Annotated in this window: 21 protein-coding genes and 1 pseudogene; 3 read left to right on the top strand and 19 right to left on the bottom strand. The window is 29.7% G+C overall.

Going from position 1 to position 17,852, the window contains the following annotated elements; all coding sequences use genetic code 11:
* Positions 1–5: 5 nt before the first annotated feature.
* From MARIT_RS00190 to tssD (MARIT_RS00120), 16 genes and pseudogenes are all read right to left on the bottom strand, one after another.
* Positions 6–353 (bottom strand): hypothetical protein, encoded by a 348-nt coding sequence (locus tag MARIT_RS00190; RefSeq protein ID WP_136438968.1) that lies wholly within the window; start codon positions 351–353, stop codon positions 6–8.
* Positions 350–922 carry a hypothetical protein gene (locus tag MARIT_RS00185; protein WP_100210465.1) on the bottom strand — a complete coding sequence of 191 codons (573 nt, stop codon included), beginning with the start codon at positions 920–922 and terminating at the stop codon, positions 350–352. Before MARIT_RS00185 ends, MARIT_RS00190 begins: the two co-directional genes overlap by 4 nt.
* Positions 923–924: 2 nt before the next feature.
* Complete coding sequence (locus MARIT_RS00180) at positions 925–1,257, bottom strand: hypothetical protein (RefSeq protein ID WP_136437610.1); 333 nt, start codon at positions 1,255–1,257, stop codon at positions 925–927.
* Positions 1,254–1,496, bottom strand: coding sequence for a hypothetical protein (locus MARIT_RS00175; protein ID WP_100210463.1), 243 nt, complete (start codon positions 1,494–1,496; stop codon positions 1,254–1,256). Before MARIT_RS00175 ends, MARIT_RS00180 begins: the two co-directional genes overlap by 4 nt.
* Positions 1,497–1,525: 29 nt before the next feature.
* Positions 1,526–1,813, bottom strand: a complete 288-nt coding sequence (locus tag MARIT_RS00170; protein WP_136437606.1) for a hypothetical protein — start codon at positions 1,811–1,813, stop codon at positions 1,526–1,528.
* Between the two features lie 47 nt (positions 1,814–1,860).
* Complete coding sequence (locus MARIT_RS00165; RefSeq protein ID WP_100210461.1) at positions 1,861–3,051, bottom strand: hypothetical protein; 1,191 nt, start codon at positions 3,049–3,051, stop codon at positions 1,861–1,863.
* Positions 3,051–3,557: a type VI secretion system tube protein TssD gene (tssD, locus tag MARIT_RS00160; protein WP_100210460.1), complete on the bottom strand. Its 507-nt coding sequence runs from the start codon at positions 3,555–3,557 to the stop codon at positions 3,051–3,053. The genes MARIT_RS00165 and tssD (MARIT_RS00160) overlap by 1 nt, the downstream gene beginning before the upstream one ends.
* Positions 3,558–3,637: 80 nt before the next feature.
* Entirely contained in the window at positions 3,638–3,811 is a 174-nt protein-coding gene (locus MARIT_RS15360) for a hypothetical protein (RefSeq protein ID WP_157926151.1), read from the bottom strand.
* Positions 3,812–3,871: 60 nt separating this feature from the next.
* Complete coding sequence (locus MARIT_RS00155; RefSeq protein ID WP_024742545.1) at positions 3,872–4,546, bottom strand: hypothetical protein; 675 nt, start codon at positions 4,544–4,546, stop codon at positions 3,872–3,874.
* On the bottom strand, positions 4,530–5,648 hold the full coding sequence (locus tag MARIT_RS15785; RefSeq protein WP_231975168.1) for a zinc metalloprotease: 1,119 nt from the start codon (positions 5,646–5,648) through the stop codon (positions 4,530–4,532). The genes MARIT_RS00155 and MARIT_RS15785 overlap by 17 nt, the downstream gene beginning before the upstream one ends.
* Position 5,649: 1 nt before the next feature.
* Positions 5,650–6,375 (bottom strand): annotated as a pseudogene (gene tssD, locus MARIT_RS00145) (type VI secretion system tube protein TssD); the annotation flags it as partial.
* Positions 6,376–6,506: 131 nt separating this feature from the next.
* On the bottom strand, positions 6,507–6,872 hold the full coding sequence (locus tag MARIT_RS00140) for a hypothetical protein (RefSeq protein ID WP_100210458.1): 366 nt from the start codon (positions 6,870–6,872) through the stop codon (positions 6,507–6,509).
* On the bottom strand, positions 6,869–7,129 hold the full coding sequence (locus MARIT_RS00135; protein WP_100210457.1) for a hypothetical protein: 261 nt from the start codon (positions 7,127–7,129) through the stop codon (positions 6,869–6,871). The genes MARIT_RS00140 and MARIT_RS00135 overlap by 4 nt, the downstream gene beginning before the upstream one ends.
* Positions 7,130–7,501 (bottom strand): hypothetical protein, encoded by a 372-nt coding sequence (locus MARIT_RS00130; protein WP_157926150.1) that lies wholly within the window; start codon positions 7,499–7,501, stop codon positions 7,130–7,132.
* The gene (locus MARIT_RS00125; RefSeq protein ID WP_157926149.1) at positions 7,498–8,622 is read right to left on the bottom strand and encodes a hypothetical protein; all 1,125 of its coding nucleotides are present in this window, start codon (positions 8,620–8,622) and stop codon (positions 7,498–7,500) included. Before MARIT_RS00125 ends, MARIT_RS00130 begins: the two co-directional genes overlap by 4 nt.
* Before the next feature lies 1 nt (position 8,623).
* Positions 8,624–9,130, bottom strand: coding sequence for a type VI secretion system tube protein TssD (tssD, locus tag MARIT_RS00120; protein ID WP_157926148.1), 507 nt, complete (start codon positions 9,128–9,130; stop codon positions 8,624–8,626).
* Between the two features lie 332 nt (positions 9,131–9,462).
* Between tssD (MARIT_RS00120) and MARIT_RS00115 the strand changes: the two genes are divergently transcribed.
* Positions 9,463–9,735 (top strand): hypothetical protein, encoded by a 273-nt coding sequence (locus MARIT_RS00115; protein ID WP_100210453.1) that lies wholly within the window; start codon positions 9,463–9,465, stop codon positions 9,733–9,735.
* Between the two features lie 280 nt (positions 9,736–10,015).
* Here the strand turns inward: MARIT_RS00115 and MARIT_RS00110 are convergent, their stop codons facing one another.
* Entirely contained in the window at positions 10,016–13,597 is a 3,582-nt protein-coding gene (locus MARIT_RS00110; RefSeq protein WP_100210452.1) for a hypothetical protein, read from the bottom strand.
* A gap of 686 nt (positions 13,598–14,283) precedes the next feature.
* Between MARIT_RS00110 and MARIT_RS00105 the strand changes: the two genes are divergently transcribed.
* Entirely contained in the window at positions 14,284–14,718 is a 435-nt protein-coding gene (locus tag MARIT_RS00105; protein ID WP_024741763.1) for a TerB family tellurite resistance protein, read from the top strand.
* Positions 14,719–14,743: 25 nt separating this feature from the next.
* A complete protein-coding gene (locus MARIT_RS00100; RefSeq protein ID WP_024741762.1) occupies positions 14,744–15,349 on the top strand; it encodes an outer membrane beta-barrel protein in 606 nt (201 codons plus the stop codon).
* A gap of 10 nt (positions 15,350–15,359) precedes the next feature.
* On the opposite strand, the gene gltX is transcribed toward MARIT_RS00100, so the two are convergent.
* A complete protein-coding gene (gene gltX, locus MARIT_RS00095; RefSeq protein ID WP_024741761.1) occupies positions 15,360–16,889 on the bottom strand; it encodes a glutamate--tRNA ligase in 1,530 nt (509 codons plus the stop codon).
* A gap of 92 nt (positions 16,890–16,981) precedes the next feature.
* Positions 16,982–17,821, bottom strand: coding sequence for a transporter family protein (locus tag MARIT_RS00090; RefSeq protein WP_024741760.1), 840 nt, complete (start codon positions 17,819–17,821; stop codon positions 16,982–16,984).
* Positions 17,822–17,852: the final 31 nt, after the last annotated feature.

The raw sequence follows: 17,852 nt of genomic DNA, 5'->3' as shown, positions 1-17,852 counted from the left end.
CAACGTTATTTTAGTTTCTTCATAAATAAAGTGTCTGTTTGTTCTCTTAGAAATAGATGATAGATAGGAGGATAATTCCTACCTCTTAATAAACGAACAGTATCAGTTTTAAATCCTTTTTTACTAAATGTTAATTTGTGTGCAGATGTCATTGAAAACCTTTTTAATCTAAAATAACCTAAACTATCTGTTTTGGAAAATATATCATCAGGTTTAGGATAACCTTCTGTTATTATTACATTTTCAAGAGGTTTATTTTTGTAATAAACATAACCCTCAAAATACTCTTTCTTTTTCTCACTGCAAGAAATAAAAAATGAAACCATAATTATAAATAAAACTATTTTTCTCATTTTAAATTTAATTTTGTTAACCATATTAGTGATAACACATCTTTTTTATGTGCAACTCTTCTTTTGTAATAATTAGATTGCCGATACCATTTTCCTAATTTATTTTCTTTGTGATAAGGCATAATATCAATTTCTCCTTCTAAAGGAAATTTAGGAGCATTTGATTTTTTATTTTGAGTTATTGTATTGACACTTCCTTTATGACCATAACTATAAAATGTGCCTCCATAGGCTTTTAAAATAGTGTGACCAATTTCGTGAGCAGATGTAAATTTAAATTCTAAATCTTCATTATGTGGTTGATTGTAATTCCACCTTTTAGAATATTTAATATACCCCACATTATAACAAATAGCTTCCCTTGAAACAATATTTCCTACAAAAGAGATTGGGTCTTCTACAGTTCCTGGATTTCCTGAACGCATCCATTTATGATTGGTGTTGAAAATTAAATCTACATCATCCATTGCCTTTTTTGTTGTATTAATCGCATTTACAAAAACTTCATAAAGTTCTCCGTTAACAGCTTGTATAAACCCCGTTTTAATGAGAGGTATTTTATTAGGCAACGTTATTTTTTTATAAATAATGTATCTTTTCTATTGTCAACAAAATAAAACTTAACTCCATATTCTGGGTGAGTTCTTATGATTTGTATAGAATCAATTTTTTTTCCTTCTCTTTTTATGTAAAGAAAAGTTTCTATAAAATTATTTTTAGCTTTTAGTTTAAAAAAGCCATTATTATCTGTTGTTACTTTAATATTTGAGTGGTCTCTACCTTCAATTGTTAAATTATTTAAAGGAATGTTGTTTTTGTCAACAATGATACCTTGATAATTTAAAATTTTAGTTTTACATTGAATATTTAAAAACAATAAGAGTAGTAAAATTATTATTCTCATTTTAATTCTAATTTGGTTAACCATAGTAAACTTAATATATCTTTTTCGTGAGCAATAAAGCGATTATAATCAAAAAGTGGAGGGTTATCAGTATAGTATGGCATTATATCCATTTCTCCTTTTTTAGGATATGCTTTTGCGTTTGAACTTTCGGATTGAGTTATCGTATTTACACTTCCTTTATGCCCATAAGAATAAAACGTGCCTCCATAGGCTTTTAAGACAACTAAAAGTAGCAATTACTTATAGCCATCTTTGTTAGGCAGCGTTATTGGTTTTCATAATATTTATTGTATTTACTTTCGTAGTGAATTAAAAAAATAGTATCGCCAATAAAACTTTTTTCAACAAATTCTCCATTTTGTATGCTTATTGTTGGTATTGTAACGGTTTTATAATCTTTTTTTTTAAAAGTTAATCCTCTTCCTTTAATTTTATTTAACTTAAAGTGTCCATTTTTGTCAGTTTTTGTTATCAAGCTGTCAAAATCATATATTTTCACGTTTTCAATTGGAGTTTTTTTATCTATATCATAGATGTAAGAATGATATGTCATTTCGCAACTGGTAAGTGAAATTATTAACATTAAAAAAAACACTTTTCTCATTTTAAATTTAATTTTGTTAACCATATTAGTGATAACACATCTTTTTTATGTGCAACTCTTCTTTTGTAATAATTAGATTGCCGATACCATTTTCCTAATTTATTTTCTTTGTGATAAGGCATAATATCAATTTCTCCTTCTAAAGGAAATTTAGGAGCATTTGATTTTTTATTTTGAGTTATTGTATTCACACTTCCTTTATGACCATAACTATAAAATGTGCCTCCATAGGCTTTTAAAATAGTGTGACCAATTTCGTGAGCAGAAGTATCCATAAATTCTAGATTTTCTCCAAAACCAGAAGTTATACTTTCTTCTTCTCTATATCCCCAACCATCTGAATATTTAATATACCCCACATTATAACAAATAGCTTCCCTTGAAACAATATTTCCTACAAAAGAGATTGGGTCTTCTACAGTTCCTGGATTTCCTGAACGCATCCATTTATGATTGGTGTTGAAAATTAAATCTACATCATCCATTGCCTTTTTTGTTGTATTAATCGCATTTACAAAAACTTCATAAAGTTCTCCGTTAATATCTACATTTTTAGCAATAAAATGATTTTTGTTTCTTCCCCAATGATAGCTTAAGCCTTCTAAAGCTAATTGTTCTAAATCTTTAAAACTTTTGGTTCTTGATTTTATTGGAGGTTTTCCATATCTTTTGATATCTTTTTCAGGTATTTTCTCCCAAGGGCAAACTGTTTTTATTGAAGAGTATTGACTAGAACCTACTTGTATGCAATCTTTTTCTGTACCAATTTCTCCACCATCCTTTAAATTAACCCGAAGAGTTACATCAATTCGTTTGGTGCTTTTGTTGATTTTAACATCTACCCATTTAACTTCACTATACTTAGCTGTAAACTCTACTCGTTTTCTGCTATAATTTTCTTCATTATCTATGGCTATCGTATAAATATTTAAATCTTTAGCCGTTGTAAAAACAGCGCTATCATAGATACCATTACTATCAAAACCATTCCATTTCCAACGGTGCTCTCCTTTTGTTAGTTTAGAAGAATCTGTTATTTTTTCTTGGTAAATAATTTTTCCGCCGTCTCTAATTTGTATGGTTAATTCTACAGCGTCATTTCCTTCAATTAAATAAGAAACCTGTATAAAATCTCTGTCTTTTTTTCCTTTGAAATCAGGAATTCCTAATGGTATAAAATAAGGCATTATAAAATTTTTGGGATGGCATTAAATGTATTAGTTAAGTCTTGAAAAGGAGACTCTTTTTTTGTTGGCGGTTTCCAGTTTTCGCGCCACGATTTTATATAAAATGTATCTTTATAATATTGTATGGCTGCTGAAAAAACTACACTGGTTTCCATTCCCCATAACGTATTAAAACTTTCTTTAAAATAGATGACCGTACCATCTTCAAGTCTATATTTAAAAAGAATACGCCCATTAAAATCTCCTTCATAAAAAACTATTTCAGCTTGTTTTAGCACATATAAACATCTAGGATATGCTGTTTTTCCATCTTCCATTCTGTTAGCAAACATCCAATCTAGCATCATTTCTTCATTGCCTTTTGGAGTAAAGCGTACGGCTACATAACCTCCCATAGTTTCAGTGGCTGGTCTTCCTGTAACACGGGTGCAACGATAATATGTTATCACTGTATTATGAAGTTCCCATTCACCTTTGCCAATACATAATTTTGCTACGGTATTCATTGGGTTCGGTTTTAATGTTGCCTAACGGTTTAACTAAACTGCGTTTTAATGCGGTTTAGGTTTTGTTGGCAAATCGTTTTTTATTTAAATACTTCTCTATATCCGTTTTTTGAAATTTCATAACCCCTTAGTGTTTCTTTTCCCATTTTTTTCAAAACATTAATTTTCAACTCTTTTTCCATTGGATATTCCAAAATACTCACAATGAAATCAGTTCCAATCAATGAAGCAAGAACGGAGTCTGAAAAATCCACTAATATATTCTCAACTATTCCGAGTAATTTACTGGACTACCTAAACATAAAAAATATTTCCTATTCGGTTAATTCAATTAATATTTTATCAAATTTCCATTTATTATCTAGTTTAATATATCTTTTATGTGTATCCAAATAGATAGACATAGTTTGTATTATTAAAGTGTCTTTATTTTTATTTATAGCAATGCTTATAGGTTTTTTACCTGAAAGCTTAAAATATTTACTATTGTGATGCTTTGTTAATATAACTTTTGCATTATTTCTATTTTTATCCGTATTCAAATCACCAAAACCATATTTTAATCTTTTTTTTGGCAGTTTGTCCTTATATTTTTTAAATAAGATTAGCGTTTTAATATTTGTACAATTTATTGTATTTTTTAAAATTGAATCATAAAACACTATATTCTTATCTTCCAAGAAATAATACTTAGATAAATAATTATACATTGTTACTTTTATGTTTTCAGGGTAAACTTTATATTCTAAATGAGGGATTTTTTTTTTAGAATTTGAATAGTTATGAGAACAAAACTCGATATTTAGCACTTCATTTATATCTTCTTCTAATTCTGTTTTGGGGCGATGTTTCAGCATAAATCTCTCTGTATCATTTCTCCATTGATTGAAAAATGATATACTCTTTTTTTCTTGTAATGAAGAACAGCTAAAAAGTATATAGCAAAAAAATAAAATATATAAGTATAGTATATTATTTAAGTTTTTCATATTCGTGTAATTTTTCCCATTGCCATTTATAAGTATGTCTTTTATTGTTTTTATAGTCCATATAGTTATCTGTTTTGTAGTCCTTATAGTTATAAGTTCCTTCAAAAGTATGTCTAAGCCCTAATCCGTGCATTAATTCGTGTACTATGTTTTCAGGTATTATATCATTATTATCATCTAATACAACATAGGCTTTACCTGTACCTATTGGTGAAAAACCTCCTATTAAATCAAATCCCCCCTCCTCCTTAATATTATTAGGATTTACACATTTTAAATTGATAAAATACAAATTTAATTTATTTACACTTTCGTTGTGTTTCATTGAAATAGCACCTATAAAATTATTTTTTTTACTATTTACAATATAACTACCTACTAAATCATTTGATGCTATAATACCTCGTTGTTTTAACCTTTCTGTATAAACACTTAAATCAACAATTTGAGGATTATTATTACTGATGTTAATATCAATTAATGCAGGGTTTACCCCCTTTTTAATGTGCTTTTTTAAATCTTCTTTTTTAATTCCTTTCTTCAACTTTTCGTAGTCTATATTATTTCCTTGAGTTTCTACAAAGCACCATTCTAAATCAATATTTTTAGGCTCTTTATAAAAAATATTTAACGCACCTACTACTAACTCACTATTTGCCTTTATTAGTATTTGTGCAGATGTTTCACTAGTATTATTACAAGTTATTTTTACCGTTTTAGCATCTTTTAGGTTTTTAGGTTCAAATGTAAAATCTTTGTGTTCTTCAAAAGAAATAGTTGTATAGTCTTTGGCTCGGCGTTTTTTAGACCAATCAAGTTCTAATTCAACTGTTTGTTCTTTTCGTATACTTAACCAACTTGGTATATATTCCTCGCCTAATATCTTTTGGGTAAGAGGTTTATATTCTTGCTTTAATTTATCGTAATTTTTTTCTACAATTCGTTTTTTAGGAATTGTATCAAAACCAAAAACTCCATCTTTTCTATCTGTATTATTTGCCTCTAAATCAATTCTAAAAGGTTTTAATACTTCTATCAATGCAATTTCTATAGTATTTCCTCGCCCACTATCAAAAGATATTATTCCAGTAGTTTTTCCCATTTTAATTTTTGTTTTGTTCAACGGTTTTTAATTGAATTTTTGTTATATTACCTAATACTTTAATACCTTTTAAAATATCATTATCCAATACTTTCCCATTATATTCAAAATCTAAATTGTTATTATTTAGATTTATTGTAGCTGTTTCCCCTTCTGCATTGTTAGTTTCTATAACTAAATATACTTTTTGATTTATATTTAATCTTTCTTGCTTTATTCGTTCTCCTTTAGTGTTTTCTAAATAATATCCTGTAAATTTAGGACTTGTGTCCTTAAACTCTTCAACAGATGTTTGATAAGGTTGTGGCGGTTTCCAGTTTTCGCGCCACGATTTTATATAAAATGTATCTTTATAATATTGTATGGCTGCTGAAAAAACTACACTGGTTTCCATTCCCAATAACGTATTAAAACTTTCTTTAAAATAGATGACCGTACCATCTTCAAGTCTATATTTAAAAAGAATACGCCCATTAAAATCTCCTTCATAAAAAACTATTTCAGCTTGTTTTAGCACATATAAACATCTAGGATATGCTGTTTTTCCATCTTCCATTCTGTTAGCAAACATCCAATCTAGCATCATTTCTTCATTGCCTTTTGGAGTAAAGCGTACGGCTACATAACCTCCCATAGTTTCAGTGGCTGGTCTTCCTGTAACACGGGTGCAACGATAATATGTTATCGCTGTATTATGAAGTTCCCATTCATCTTTGCCAATACATAATTTTGCTACGGTATTTTTTAATGTTGCCTAACTGTTGGTATATGAAAAGTAGGCGATTTCGAAGCACGAAACTTTCGGTTAAAAACAAAGTTTGATACGAGCCAAAACCTTCGATTTTATTGCTGTATCACCTATTTTTTATATACATTGTTAGGCAACGTTGTTTTTGGTCGACTATATTTACTGTTTTTTGAAATTAAATAAATAGTATCGCCAAAAGGTAATTCTTTCATAAACTCTCCACTTTGAATACTCAAAGTTCTTAAATTATGAGCCTGATAATTCTCTTTTTCGAAAACCAATTCTTTTACTTTTTCTTTTAATTTAATTTCAAAACAGCCATTTTCATTACTGTATGTAATATTTAATGAATCTATAGTTTTAATCCTAACGTTACAAATAGGAGTTTTTTTATCAATATCATATACATAGCCATAGTATTTTACTGTACAAGAGTAAAATAGTGTAAGAATTAATAAATAAATTATTTTTTTCATTTTAGTTCTAATTTAGTTAGCCATATTAAGCTTAAAAAATCTTTTTGAGAAGCTACCCTTCTTTTATGATAATTATGTTGATAATATTCATTTCCATATATGTTATCATTATAATAAGGCATAATATCAATTTCTCCTTCTAAAGGAAATTTAGGAGCATTTGATTTTTTATTTTGAGTTATTGTATTCACACTTCCTTTATGACCATAACTATAAAATGTGCCTCCATAGGCTTTTAAGACAGCTAAAAGTAACAATTACTTATAGCCATCTTTGTTAGGCAACGTTATTGGTTTAATTTCTTCGATAAAAAGAGTATCAGACCGATTCGTTAAAAAATGAGTTTTATTACGCTTTCTAGTCGCTGAATAAGAATAAACTGTATCAGTAATATAGCCTTCTTTTTCAAAGATTAAATCATCAACAAAATTTAAACTTCTTGGTTTTAATGAAAAATATCCATTTTTTTTGGTAAATACATATTTCGTTGAATCCCTCCGTTCATAAATTTTTACATTTTGTATAGGTTCTTTTTTTAAGTTAAACACATAACCTCTATAATTGTCACTTAGCTTTTCTTTACAACTTATAGCTATAAAGAAAATAATAATTAGTAGTCTTTTCATCATTTTAATTCTAATTTGGTTAACCATAGAAGTCCTAATAAATCTTTTTCAGAGAGAATTACTCTTTTATAATAGTCATAAGGGTAAAAATCATCTGCGTATTTCATTAAGTCGATTTCTTCACCACCAGTTGGGTATTTTGTGCCTTCAATCGGGTCTTGTATAATTACACTTGGGTGGGAAGTCCCTTTATGAGTGTATGAATGGTATTTACCCTTTAGTTTAGCTAATAGTTCATGTCCAATTTCATGTGCAGCGGTTTCTTTAAAATCTTGAATAGCATCTGATGAGTTTCTATAAACCCACCTTTCGTTTTTTAAGTAACCTTCTTTATAGTATAACTTTCTTGAAGCAAACCAATTATGAGAACGGTTAAACGTAGTATTTTCTGAATTCGTAAAATAGATTATTTTAGGTGCTACCATACCTTGTTCACCCTGTTTACAGCTTATAAATACTTCATAGAGTTCTTCATCTATATAGACACCTTTACCTATATTGGTATTATTTCTTCCCCAATATTTTTCTATTCCATCCATAGCCAATTGTTTTAAAGCATCGAAATTATTACTTTCGTTTCTTGCTTTTAAAATAGGATCTTTAGGGTCTATCTCTTTTTCAGGTATTTTCTCCCAAGGGCAAACTGTTTTTATTGAAGAGTATTGACCAGAACCTACTTGTATGCAATCTTTTTCTGTACCAATTTCTCCACCATCCTTTAAATTAACCCGAAGAGTTACATCAATTCGTTTGGTGTTTTTGTTGATTTTAACATCTACCCATTTAACTTCACTATACTTAGCTGTAAACTCTACTTGTTTTCTGCTATAATTTTCTTCATTATCTATGGCTATCGTATAAATATTTAAATCTTTAGCCGTTGTAAAAACAGCGCTATCATAGATACCATTACTATCAAAACCATTCCATTTCCAACGGTGCTCTCCTTTTGTTAGTTTAGAAGAATCTGTTATTTTTTCTTGGTAAATAATTTTTCCGCCGTCTCTAATTTGTATGGTTAATTCTACAGCGTCATTTCCTTCAATTAAATAAGAAATCTGTATAAAATCTCTGTCTTTTTTTCCTTTGAAATCAGGAATTCCTAATGGTATAAAATAAGGCATATTATAAAATTTTTGGGGTGGCATTAAATGTATTAGTTAAGTCTTGAAAAGGAGACTCTTTTTTTGTTGGCGGTTTCCAGTTTTCGCGCCACGATTTTATATAAAATGTATCTTTATAATATTGTATGGCTGCTGAAAAAACTACACTGGTTTCCATTCCCAATAACGTATTAAAACTTTCTTTAAAATAGATGACCGTACCATCTTCAAGTCTATATTTAAAAAGAATACGCCCATTAAAATCTCCTTCATAAAAAACTATTTCAGCTTGTTTTAACACATATAAACATCTAGGATATGCTGTTTTTCCATCTTCCATTCTGTTGGCAAACATCCAATCTAGCATCATTTCTTCATTGCCTTTTGGAGTAAAGCGTACGGCTACATAACCTCCCATAGTTTCAGTGGCCGGTCTTCCTGTAACACGGGTGCAACGATAATATGTTATCACTGTATTATGAAGTTCCCATTCATCTTTGCCAATACATAATTTTGCTACGGTATTCATTTTTCTTGCATTTTTTTGTGTATGTATAAAACACATCGTTTATACAACAGTATTGGAGTAACAATACCTAATACATTTTTATTTTATCGAAAATACGCTAAATATTAAAATCATCAAAAGAGTTTTTTAATTTTTCTAAGGTATTTAGAATTAATGTATTGCTATTACTGGGGGTGCCCGTAAGTTCATAAGAAACCTTATTATTTTATTAAACCATTTACTGGCTTACTGCTTTCGCTATTATCTGTTTAATAACTACCTTTTAGTTATATAAGTGGGGTGCTTCTTCATTTTTTCTTGATAAAAAACGAAGCAAAAAATCAGATGAAATCTTGTACAAACTTTTTGGAGCAACTTCAAAATATTGTACAGAAAATAAAGGGGAAATCTTGTACAAACTTTTTAGAGCGACTTCAAAAACTTGTACAGAAAATAAAGGGAAAATCTTGTACAAACTTTTTAGAGCGACTTCAAAATCTTGTACAGAAAACAAAGGGGAAATCTTGTACAAACTTTTTAGAGCAGCTTCAAAACCTTGTACAGCAAATAAAGGGGAAATCTTGTACAAACTTTTTAGAGCAGCTTCAAAACCTTGTACAGATTAATACTGATAATAAATAAGTTATATTTTTATCAAGAAAAAAAAGTGGGCACTAACAACTATCTTTTAGCTGTATTTCTTTCTATTTTTTTGAAGGAAAAACGAAGTGAAAAATCACCGCTCTCGCACGATGGAATCCTATAGATTCCTTTACTGCAATCACTATTTCTTAGCGTTTCCTTAAATTATTGAGAAGGCCTTATACCTAAATAAAAAACGGTGTAGTTGTTATACTACACCGTTTTTTATTTAGTAATTATAGCTATTGTTTTTTACATTTGGCCTTAGATTTTTGCTGAGGTTTCTAATAACTTTTCAACTAGATCTCTTATTTTTCTAGAGGCATCTTTTCTAAATGTTGCTAACGTTTTTTTAGAATTCCCTTCTTCCGCAATCAATTTTAATATTTCTATACGCTCTTTTACAGAAAGTGCTAATGACAATTCAAATAATGACGCTCCTAAATTTACAAGCCAATCTGATGCTGCTTTCGTTTCTTTATAAATTGCTAAACGTATGATATGAAGTTTATTAACATGTAGCGCCTCTAACTTGTTAAACAAAAAAGCATCGGCTTCTTCTTCACAAACTCCTTCGTTTAATTTCTGAGGTATCTCTTCTATTTGATATTCTTTTTCTCTTACTTTGTTTCTTAAAAAAGCCTTTTCAACTGTTTTTCCTAACATTTTAGCACCTTCTTGAGAATAGTTTCCGAAGAGTTGAATACAACGGTTTAATTTTTCTTCTTCTAGCATCCAAATAAATTGGAAAATACTCATACTTGCCCTATTATTTCCTTCATATGAAAAATAATCTTTTGTAAGGTACTTGTTATATAAGTCGTTTATTTCTTCATAACAAACCTCTCCATTAAGATAAGCTATTGTTTTTGAGCTAAGATATTTAGCGTCTTGAAGTGCTGTGTTTTTAGTTTTTAAAGCTTCTAAAATTTTTGCAGTTTCCAATTCTTCTGAAAATAGGACCACTCTTCCGTAAGGAAGCATTACTTTTTCAGGAGTTATCTTACTTTCTTCAAGTTTATTTTCATGATATGCTTTATCTAATTGAAGTAAGTATAATTTTCCATCTTTTTTCTGTAAAATTTCTGCACGAACATATCTTTCTTGCCTTGTTAATTCATCTGTTATTGCTTCTTCATGTATCAATACAGGCAGTTTTCTTACTGCTTCTATCTCTTCATCATGTTGATGCATATAATTATCAAAAACAGTACACTTTTCTTTGTCGTAAACAGCTAACCTTTCGTACCAAGGTACTAAATTTGAATGCATTAACCTTTCTAAGCACATTTCCATTTTTTCTTGCTGATGAAAAGAAAAACGAGGTTTTACAAGTGATAAATCTATAAAGTACTCTATTCGCTTTAATTCATTGATATAATTCATTCCTTCATCAAGAGCCAATGCGCGATTTTTACCTATTTTATCAAACATTCCTGATGCCTTACTATCAATTTCATCATAGTTTTTTAACCAAACCAAGTATGCGTTCTTTCTATGTTCATCTTCATTATAGAAGCCTTCCTGTGCCTGTACCATTTGAAAGGCATAGCTTTGTGCCTTTGGCACTCCTGCTTTCTCTAACCTTTCATAAAACGCTATTTCTGTAAGAGGGTTTTCAAAACTAATGGAATATTTTCTTTCTACTTGAGTGATTGCTATAAGTTCTATTGTTTTTTGCGGAGCTAATTTTATCCATAAATTCCAAAGTCGTTTTCCTATTTTTTGAGTACTTATAGGCATTTGAGATAACCAATAGCAAATTAACACCATGCGCTGCCCATCGTCATCATAATCATCAAATAAGCTATACCTTTTTTGCCTACAATTAAATGCACTTTCTGGTTTATCTATCAGTACTCTTCTAAATAACTCTATTGCTTTTTCTTCGTTTAAAAGAGTATTTTCATTGATTAAATAGTCTTTTACTTGTGCAATTTCTTCATCTGTAGCGAGTTCTTTTTCTTGGTAATAACCTCTATGTTGATCCTTTGTTTTTATAGATGTTAATACCTTTGTCATCAAAATATTCCAAACATTTTCTTTTACAAAATCAAAGAGTTTCATGGTATATGCATCTCCAATTCTATTTTGAAAATCTTGATACAATAAATAGGCTGCTAATGCATGGGCTCCAATATGATCTTTTTTCCAAGTGGAGCAATCATAACGCGCTCTATCTTCTTTAAATATTTTTTCTGCTTCGTCAAAAACACTTTTACCTAAATCTACATCAATGTCGTAAAACTTCGATAAAATACTATTTACTAATACTTTATTTTGCGCTTCTTTATTTTCTTTTTTTTCTTCTTGACAACTATATCTTTTATAAAATTCTTCAAGGCTAAGCAATGGAGGGGCTTCAGAGGTAACCACCTCTTTAATTGCATCACTGAATGTTTTTTTACCAAATGCATAATAAAATACATCAAGAATTCTAAGATACATTTGGTTTCGATCTTCTTGTTTTTGAAGCGGATGTGCTTCTTTTTCTACGCCTTCTTTTTGAACTCTTAGCTTTAAAATCAATCCATTTTGATAAAATGTTTCTACACCTTCTTCTTCTTCACTAGGTAATAATTCTGATGTTACATCACTAATAATATAGTCTAATTCTTCTCTTATTTCGTTTTCATCTCGATAGCTACTTGTGTAGTATTTCATTTTCAAAAACAATCTTTTGGTACGCTCCTCTGCTAGGGGTAATAAAGCAGTTTGCTCAAGCTCATGTAAAGCTTCTATATGTGCTCCTGTTAACACATATTTCCATAATTCTTCTCCTTTATTTAAGCCTAAAAATAATTGTTGTAACTCTTTTAAACCATCTCCATATTCATATTGATCTAAATAAGCATCTCTTTCATCATCTTCTTGTTTTTCCTTTAGCGCACGGTCTGATAGCTTGACTAAGGGCTTGTTTATTTTTTCTTTTATTATTTTTTCTAAATCAAATGCTTCATTTTCTAAAGTGTCTTCAATAAAAAATTCCTGTAATACTGCTTCATTTTCATCTATGGATACTCCCCATTCTTCTGCAAAAACTAATAAACTAAAATACAATTCTAATATTGGAGTAGCCTCTTCAAGATCATCGTCTGGATAGGGTAGGAGGGCTGGCTCTTTTTCAAATCGCTCTTGAACTTCTGCTTTAAAAAATTGATATTCTTTAGGGTTTTGCTTTAAAAATTTTCCTAATGTTTTTTCGCTACTAGTAACAAATGCTTGTCTAAAAAAGCTATTATCACACCAAATAAATGCTTTTATCATCGGATGGCTCCAACCGTAATGCTCATACAAATTTTGTAAATATGCTTCATACCCTACAGCATGTTCATCATCCCAATAAGGAATTAAAAACTGCGAAACTAGATAGGCATAATTTGCGTCTGTTCTTGCTAATATATAAAGAGCTTCAATACCAAAAACACGCATATCATCTATCCACATATACATGGTGTCATTTAGACGGCGACTCAAAGCAACCATTGATTTTGCTACTTTTACTATCGTATCCTTAAGTTCTGGATGCTCCAATGCAATGGCAAAAAATAGTACTTCAGATATATAAATCTCATCCGTGGCATCAATATGATCTGGATAATAATAGCTACCGCCATCTGGTCCCATATTTAAAGCATCTTTTACCAATTGTTGATGGTTTGTATCTGCTAATTGAATGCGTCTTTGAGTATCTCCCTCAATAAGCTGAAATTCTACATCAAAAGTATCATTCAATATTGCTTTATCTTCATCAAGTAATTTTTTGTATTCGAGCAACCCTTCTTTTATAGATGCTACATTTTTTAAATCAAAAGCTATGATCTGATTTTTATCAAATTGATTCATTGTTATAATAGATTTGGTTTACATTTTCTTTCTTGGTTTACTTACTACAACAAGGCTATTCAATACGTCTTCTTTCAAAAGTTGTTAAAAATTAACTATTTGTTTGCAATTATGGTTTAAACGATATATAGAAGTCGTTTAAACCTTTTCTTATGCCTGCAAATTCGCTTCAAAAAAAGTTTAAATCACTTCATAATATGAACTGCTTGCTTTAATAAAAATAGTAACCAACAGGAGCATAAGTATGGAAATAGCAATATTTTTACTTTATCTTGTCAGCAACAGTGCACAAATTTATATAATTCAGTTTTTCTAAAATATATTTACCTCTTTTTTAACTATGTTAAAATTTCACCTCATTAACAGGTCGTTTTTTATAAAAAACTTATTTTAAAGGGTTTTATATGCGTTTTTTTACAGTCTTAACAGAATTGCATTGCTTCTTTTTTTTTCTTGCTAAAAAACAGGTTTTAAAACCTCTTGATTATCAATATAAGTGATATTATACTGCTTTAACATCAATTAAGATAATGATATGTATTATTTTTTGAAATTCATTTTTACTTAGTAACAAATAAAACTATCATGAAGATTTGATTTTTTTTTATGTAAAATAAAATTTTCATCAATTTAATTTCCTTCATACAACGCACTTTCTGTATTTTTACAGCAAAATTTTATTAAATATGTCGATTTCAGATTTATATTCAAGCGGAAAACATAAAAGAGATTTAGGTCATTTTGCAAGTATTGTGAAAATTGCCAAAACAGATGGTACTATTAGCGAGGGAGAACAAGAACTACTAAACAACGTTGCTAAGAGGTTAAATATTCATGAAAATGAGTATAAAGAAATTTTAGAAGATCCTGCTAAATTTCCTATAAACCCACCTGTAAGTTATGATGATAGAATTGAACGCTTGTATAGATTAACAAAAATGGTATTTGCTGATAAGGAAGTTACAGAAAGTGAAATGCTTCTTATGAGAAAAATAGCCATTGGTTTAAGCTTTCCTACTGAAAATGTAGAAAAAGTATGCGATGAAGCTATTCATTTAGTGGTAAATGGTAATGAATTAGAAGAATTTAATAGTGCTATTAAAAAGGTGAATACTATTTAAAGTTCAACTCAAACCTCCTTTTCAGATGAATAAAAACATATTATTAATTTTCAGTATATTATTAACTATCAATGTTTTTGGTCAAATTAATAATAATAAGAACTCTTGGCAAATAGGAGTTGGGCTTGCTATTACAAAATTTGGTGAAAGCGATGCGCAATTTATTGGTGATAAGCATTTAATACAGATACCTAGGGTAAATTTAACGATGCCTATTAGTCAAAAACTTTCTTTTGATGGGGCGCTTTCTTTCAATACTATAGATGGCGTTATTAAGAATTCTATAAACTATTTGTCGTTGGATGGCTCTTTGCGTTATAACTTTAATAGTTTTCTTGGAAAAATATATCCGTATGTTTTTACTGGTGGGAGTTTGGTAGATTCTGAAAGAAAAACTACACCTACATTAAACGTTGGTGCAGGTGCCACTTATTGGATTTCTGATAAGGTAGGTTTAAATACCCAATTGTACTATAAGTATTCTTTTGAAAGTTTTGAAAGTATGCGATCTCATATACAAATTACTGCTGGTTTTGTTTTTGATTTAAACTGGAGCAATGTTTTTGGTAGGGGAATAGGAACCACTAGGGTAAGAACCTCTTCATGTCATTACGATCAACACAAAATATAAAAAAGAGAGCTTAATTGCTCTCTTTTTTTATGTTCTTTATTGCGTTTTGTATTCTTTGAATGCTTTCTTCTTTTCCTATCATTTCCATGATATCAAACAAATGAGGTCCTTTTAAAGCTCCTACCAAACTTAATCGTAATGGTTGCATTACTTTACCAAAACCTATTTCTTTGGCTTTAATCCATTCTTTTACGATCTTCTCAACGTTTTGAGAGGTAAAATCAGTAATCTTTAAAACTACCTCAGCTAATGCTTCCATCAATTCAGGAGTATCCTCTTTCCATTGCTTTTTAACCGCTTTTGCTTCATAGGCATTGGGCGTAATAAAAAAGAAATCGGATAATTCCCAAAAATCAGCTACAAAAATAGCACGCTCTTTGATAGCGTTTATTACTTTAATTACAAAATCTTCTGCTACATTAACTCCTTTTTCTTGTAAAATAGGAAGGTATTCTTTAGCTAAGTAGCTATTGGATTTTGTTTGTAAATATTGTTGATTGAACCATTTTGTTTTATCTGGACTAAATTTTGCTCCAGATTTACTAACTCTAGCTAAATCGAATGTTTCTGTTAATTCTTCTAGTGAAAAAATTTCTTGTTCAGTTCCTGGATTCCATCCTAATAAAGCCAACATATTTATAAATGCATCTGCAAAATAGCCATCCTCTTTGTATCCACGTGAAACATCTCCTGTTTTTTCATTGGTAAATTCTAATGGAAACACAGGAAAGCCTAATTTATCACCATCTCTTTTACTTAACTTACCTTTACCTACTGGTTTTAAAATTAATGGTAAATGCGCAAATTTTGGAGCTTCCCACTCAAAAGCTTTATATAGCAATACGTGTAATGCCATAGAAGGTAACCATTCTTCTCCTCTAATTACGTGACTTATTTCCATTAAATGATCATCTACAATATTAGCTAGATGATAGGTAGGCATACCATCTGATTTAAAAAGTACTTTATCATCTAAAATATTGGTGTCAATTTTAATTGTTCCACGTATTTCATCGCTTAAAATTAGCGTTTCATCTTGTGGTGTTTTAAAACGTATCACGTACTTTTCTCCTGCATTTATTTTTTCTTTAACAAGCTCTTTTGATAAAGCTAAAGAATTATTTAATGTTTGACGATTATGCCAATTATAAATAAATGTTTTCCCGTTTTCTTCGCTTTTTTTTCGTTCATTGTCAAGCTCTTCTGCTGTATCAAAAGCAATATACGCCCATTCTTTTTCTACTAAAAGATCCGCGTATTGCTTATATATTTCTTTTCGTTCTGACTGACGGTATGGTCCAAATTTTTCATTTTTGTTAGGCCCTTCATCAAATGGGATATTACACCATTCTAATGAATTAATAATGTACTGTTCTGCATTTGCCACATAGCGTGTTTGATCAGTATCTTCTATACGAAGTACAAAGGTTCCACCGTGTTTTTTAGCAAATAAATAATTAAATAGGGCTGTTCTTACACCACCTATATGCAATGGCCCAGTAGGGCTAGGAGCAAAGCGTACTCTTACGTTTTCAGTCATTTTATATTCAAATTTCGAAACGCAAAGATACTTTTATATGGGCATAAAAAAAAGCGCTATTACTAGCGCTTTAAAATTGGTTTTAATTCTTTTTATAATTTGTAATACACCCCTACATTGAATGCAGGCGCTTTTGCTAAATTTCTAGCTGCAAATGCACCTCCTAAACCTATATTAGCTCCTAAATTTTTGTTTATTTGCCCAATAAACTTTAATCCAAATCCTGCATATTGTTGGTTATTTACGTATAATCCTGTAGCCCTGTTTGTAGCGGGTAGTATGATATCTCCATTTGTAAGTGATAACACACCGTCTAAGAAACCTGCTATCCAAAGCCAGTGAAGTGCTTTATATCCTATTTCTCCTCCTAATTTATAATTAGAACTGTAATCATTGGTTCTAATATCAAATCCTGTAAATGCTTGAATATACCAATTATTGAATCCTCTTCCTGCTAAGATAAGTGGCGTAAATGTCCAAGCATCATACCCCGTTCTTAATCCTGACGCTTTTTCAAAACTACTTGTATTTGCTTCAATACCTAGTTGCCCTGAAACAATCCATTTTTTATTATAAAATTGATGTTTTATACCTACTTGAATATTTCCTAAAGAAGTTTCTGTTCCTTCTAAAGTAATTGGTGTTCTTGAAATATTTTTATTTACAAGATCTCCTGATTTTAGCATTTTTAAAGGGATATTACCAAATAAGGTAGTTTTATCTGTTATTCCATACTCTCCATATAATTGCACAGTATTGTCTGTTATTTCTCTATCTATTGGGTAATCTGGATTTCCAAATAACTCGTCATAATTTGAAATGGTTGAGTACGATAATTGAAAATACCCTTCTTTTTTCTTTTTTGTCCATGGACTTTGAGCTAATACTGAAGCACTTATAAAAAGGGTTAAAATGGTAATTAGGTTTTTCATTATTTAATTATTTTAACGATTAGTTCTTTTA

The organism is Tenacibaculum maritimum NCIMB 2154 (genome assembly GCF_900119795.1).
Lineage (GTDB): Bacteria > Bacteroidota > Bacteroidia > Flavobacteriales > Flavobacteriaceae > Polaribacter > Polaribacter maritimus.
The sequence above is the reverse complement of the archived record's forward strand: the minus strand, read 5'-3'. Positions and strand labels throughout refer to the sequence as shown.

Excerpts from the sequence above, each read along its gene's own strand:
- gltX (WP_024741761.1), bottom strand. The coding sequence starts at position 16,889 with ATGACTGAAAACGTAAGAGTACGCTTTGCTCCTAGCCCTACTGGGCCA.
- MARIT_RS00140 (WP_100210458.1), bottom strand. The coding sequence starts at position 6,872 with ATGAAAAAAATAATTTATTTATTAATTCTTACACTATTTTACTCTTGT.
- MARIT_RS00090 (WP_024741760.1), bottom strand. The coding sequence starts at position 17,821 with ATGAAAAACCTAATTACCATTTTAACCCTTTTTATAAGTGCTTCAGTA.
- MARIT_RS00155 (WP_024742545.1), bottom strand. The coding sequence starts at position 4,546 with ATGAAAAACTTAAATAATATACTATACTTATATATTTTATTTTTTTGC.
- MARIT_RS00110 (WP_100210452.1), bottom strand. The coding sequence starts at position 13,597 with ATGAATCAATTTGATAAAAATCAGATCATAGCTTTTGATTTAAAAAAT.
- tssD (WP_157926148.1), bottom strand. The coding sequence starts at position 9,130 with ATGAATACCGTAGCAAAATTATGTATTGGCAAAGATGAATGGGAACTT.
- MARIT_RS00180 (WP_136437610.1), bottom strand. The coding sequence starts at position 1,257 with ATGAGAATAATAATTTTACTACTCTTATTGTTTTTAAATATTCAATGT.
- MARIT_RS00100 (WP_024741762.1), top strand. The coding sequence starts at position 14,744 with ATGAATAAAAACATATTATTAATTTTCAGTATATTATTAACTATCAAT.
- MARIT_RS00125 (WP_157926149.1), bottom strand. The coding sequence starts at position 8,622 with ATGCCTTATTTTATACCATTAGGAATTCCTGATTTCAAAGGAAAAAAA.
- MARIT_RS00190 (WP_136438968.1), bottom strand. The coding sequence starts at position 353 with ATGAGAAAAATAGTTTTATTTATAATTATGGTTTCATTTTTTATTTCT.
- MARIT_RS15785 (WP_231975168.1), bottom strand. The coding sequence starts at position 5,648 with ATGGGAAAAACTACTGGAATAATATCTTTTGATAGTGGGCGAGGAAAT.
- MARIT_RS00165 (WP_100210461.1), bottom strand. The coding sequence starts at position 3,051 with ATGCCTTATTTTATACCATTAGGAATTCCTGATTTCAAAGGAAAAAAA.
- MARIT_RS00170 (WP_136437606.1), bottom strand. The coding sequence starts at position 1,813 with ATGACATATCATTCTTACATCTATGATATAGATAAAAAAACTCCAATT.
- MARIT_RS00130 (WP_157926150.1), bottom strand. The coding sequence starts at position 7,501 with ATGATGAAAAGACTACTAATTATTATTTTCTTTATAGCTATAAGTTGT.
- tssD (WP_100210460.1), bottom strand. The coding sequence starts at position 3,557 with ATGAATACCGTAGCAAAATTATGTATTGGCAAAGGTGAATGGGAACTT.
- MARIT_RS00105 (WP_024741763.1), top strand. The coding sequence starts at position 14,284 with ATGTCGATTTCAGATTTATATTCAAGCGGAAAACATAAAAGAGATTTA.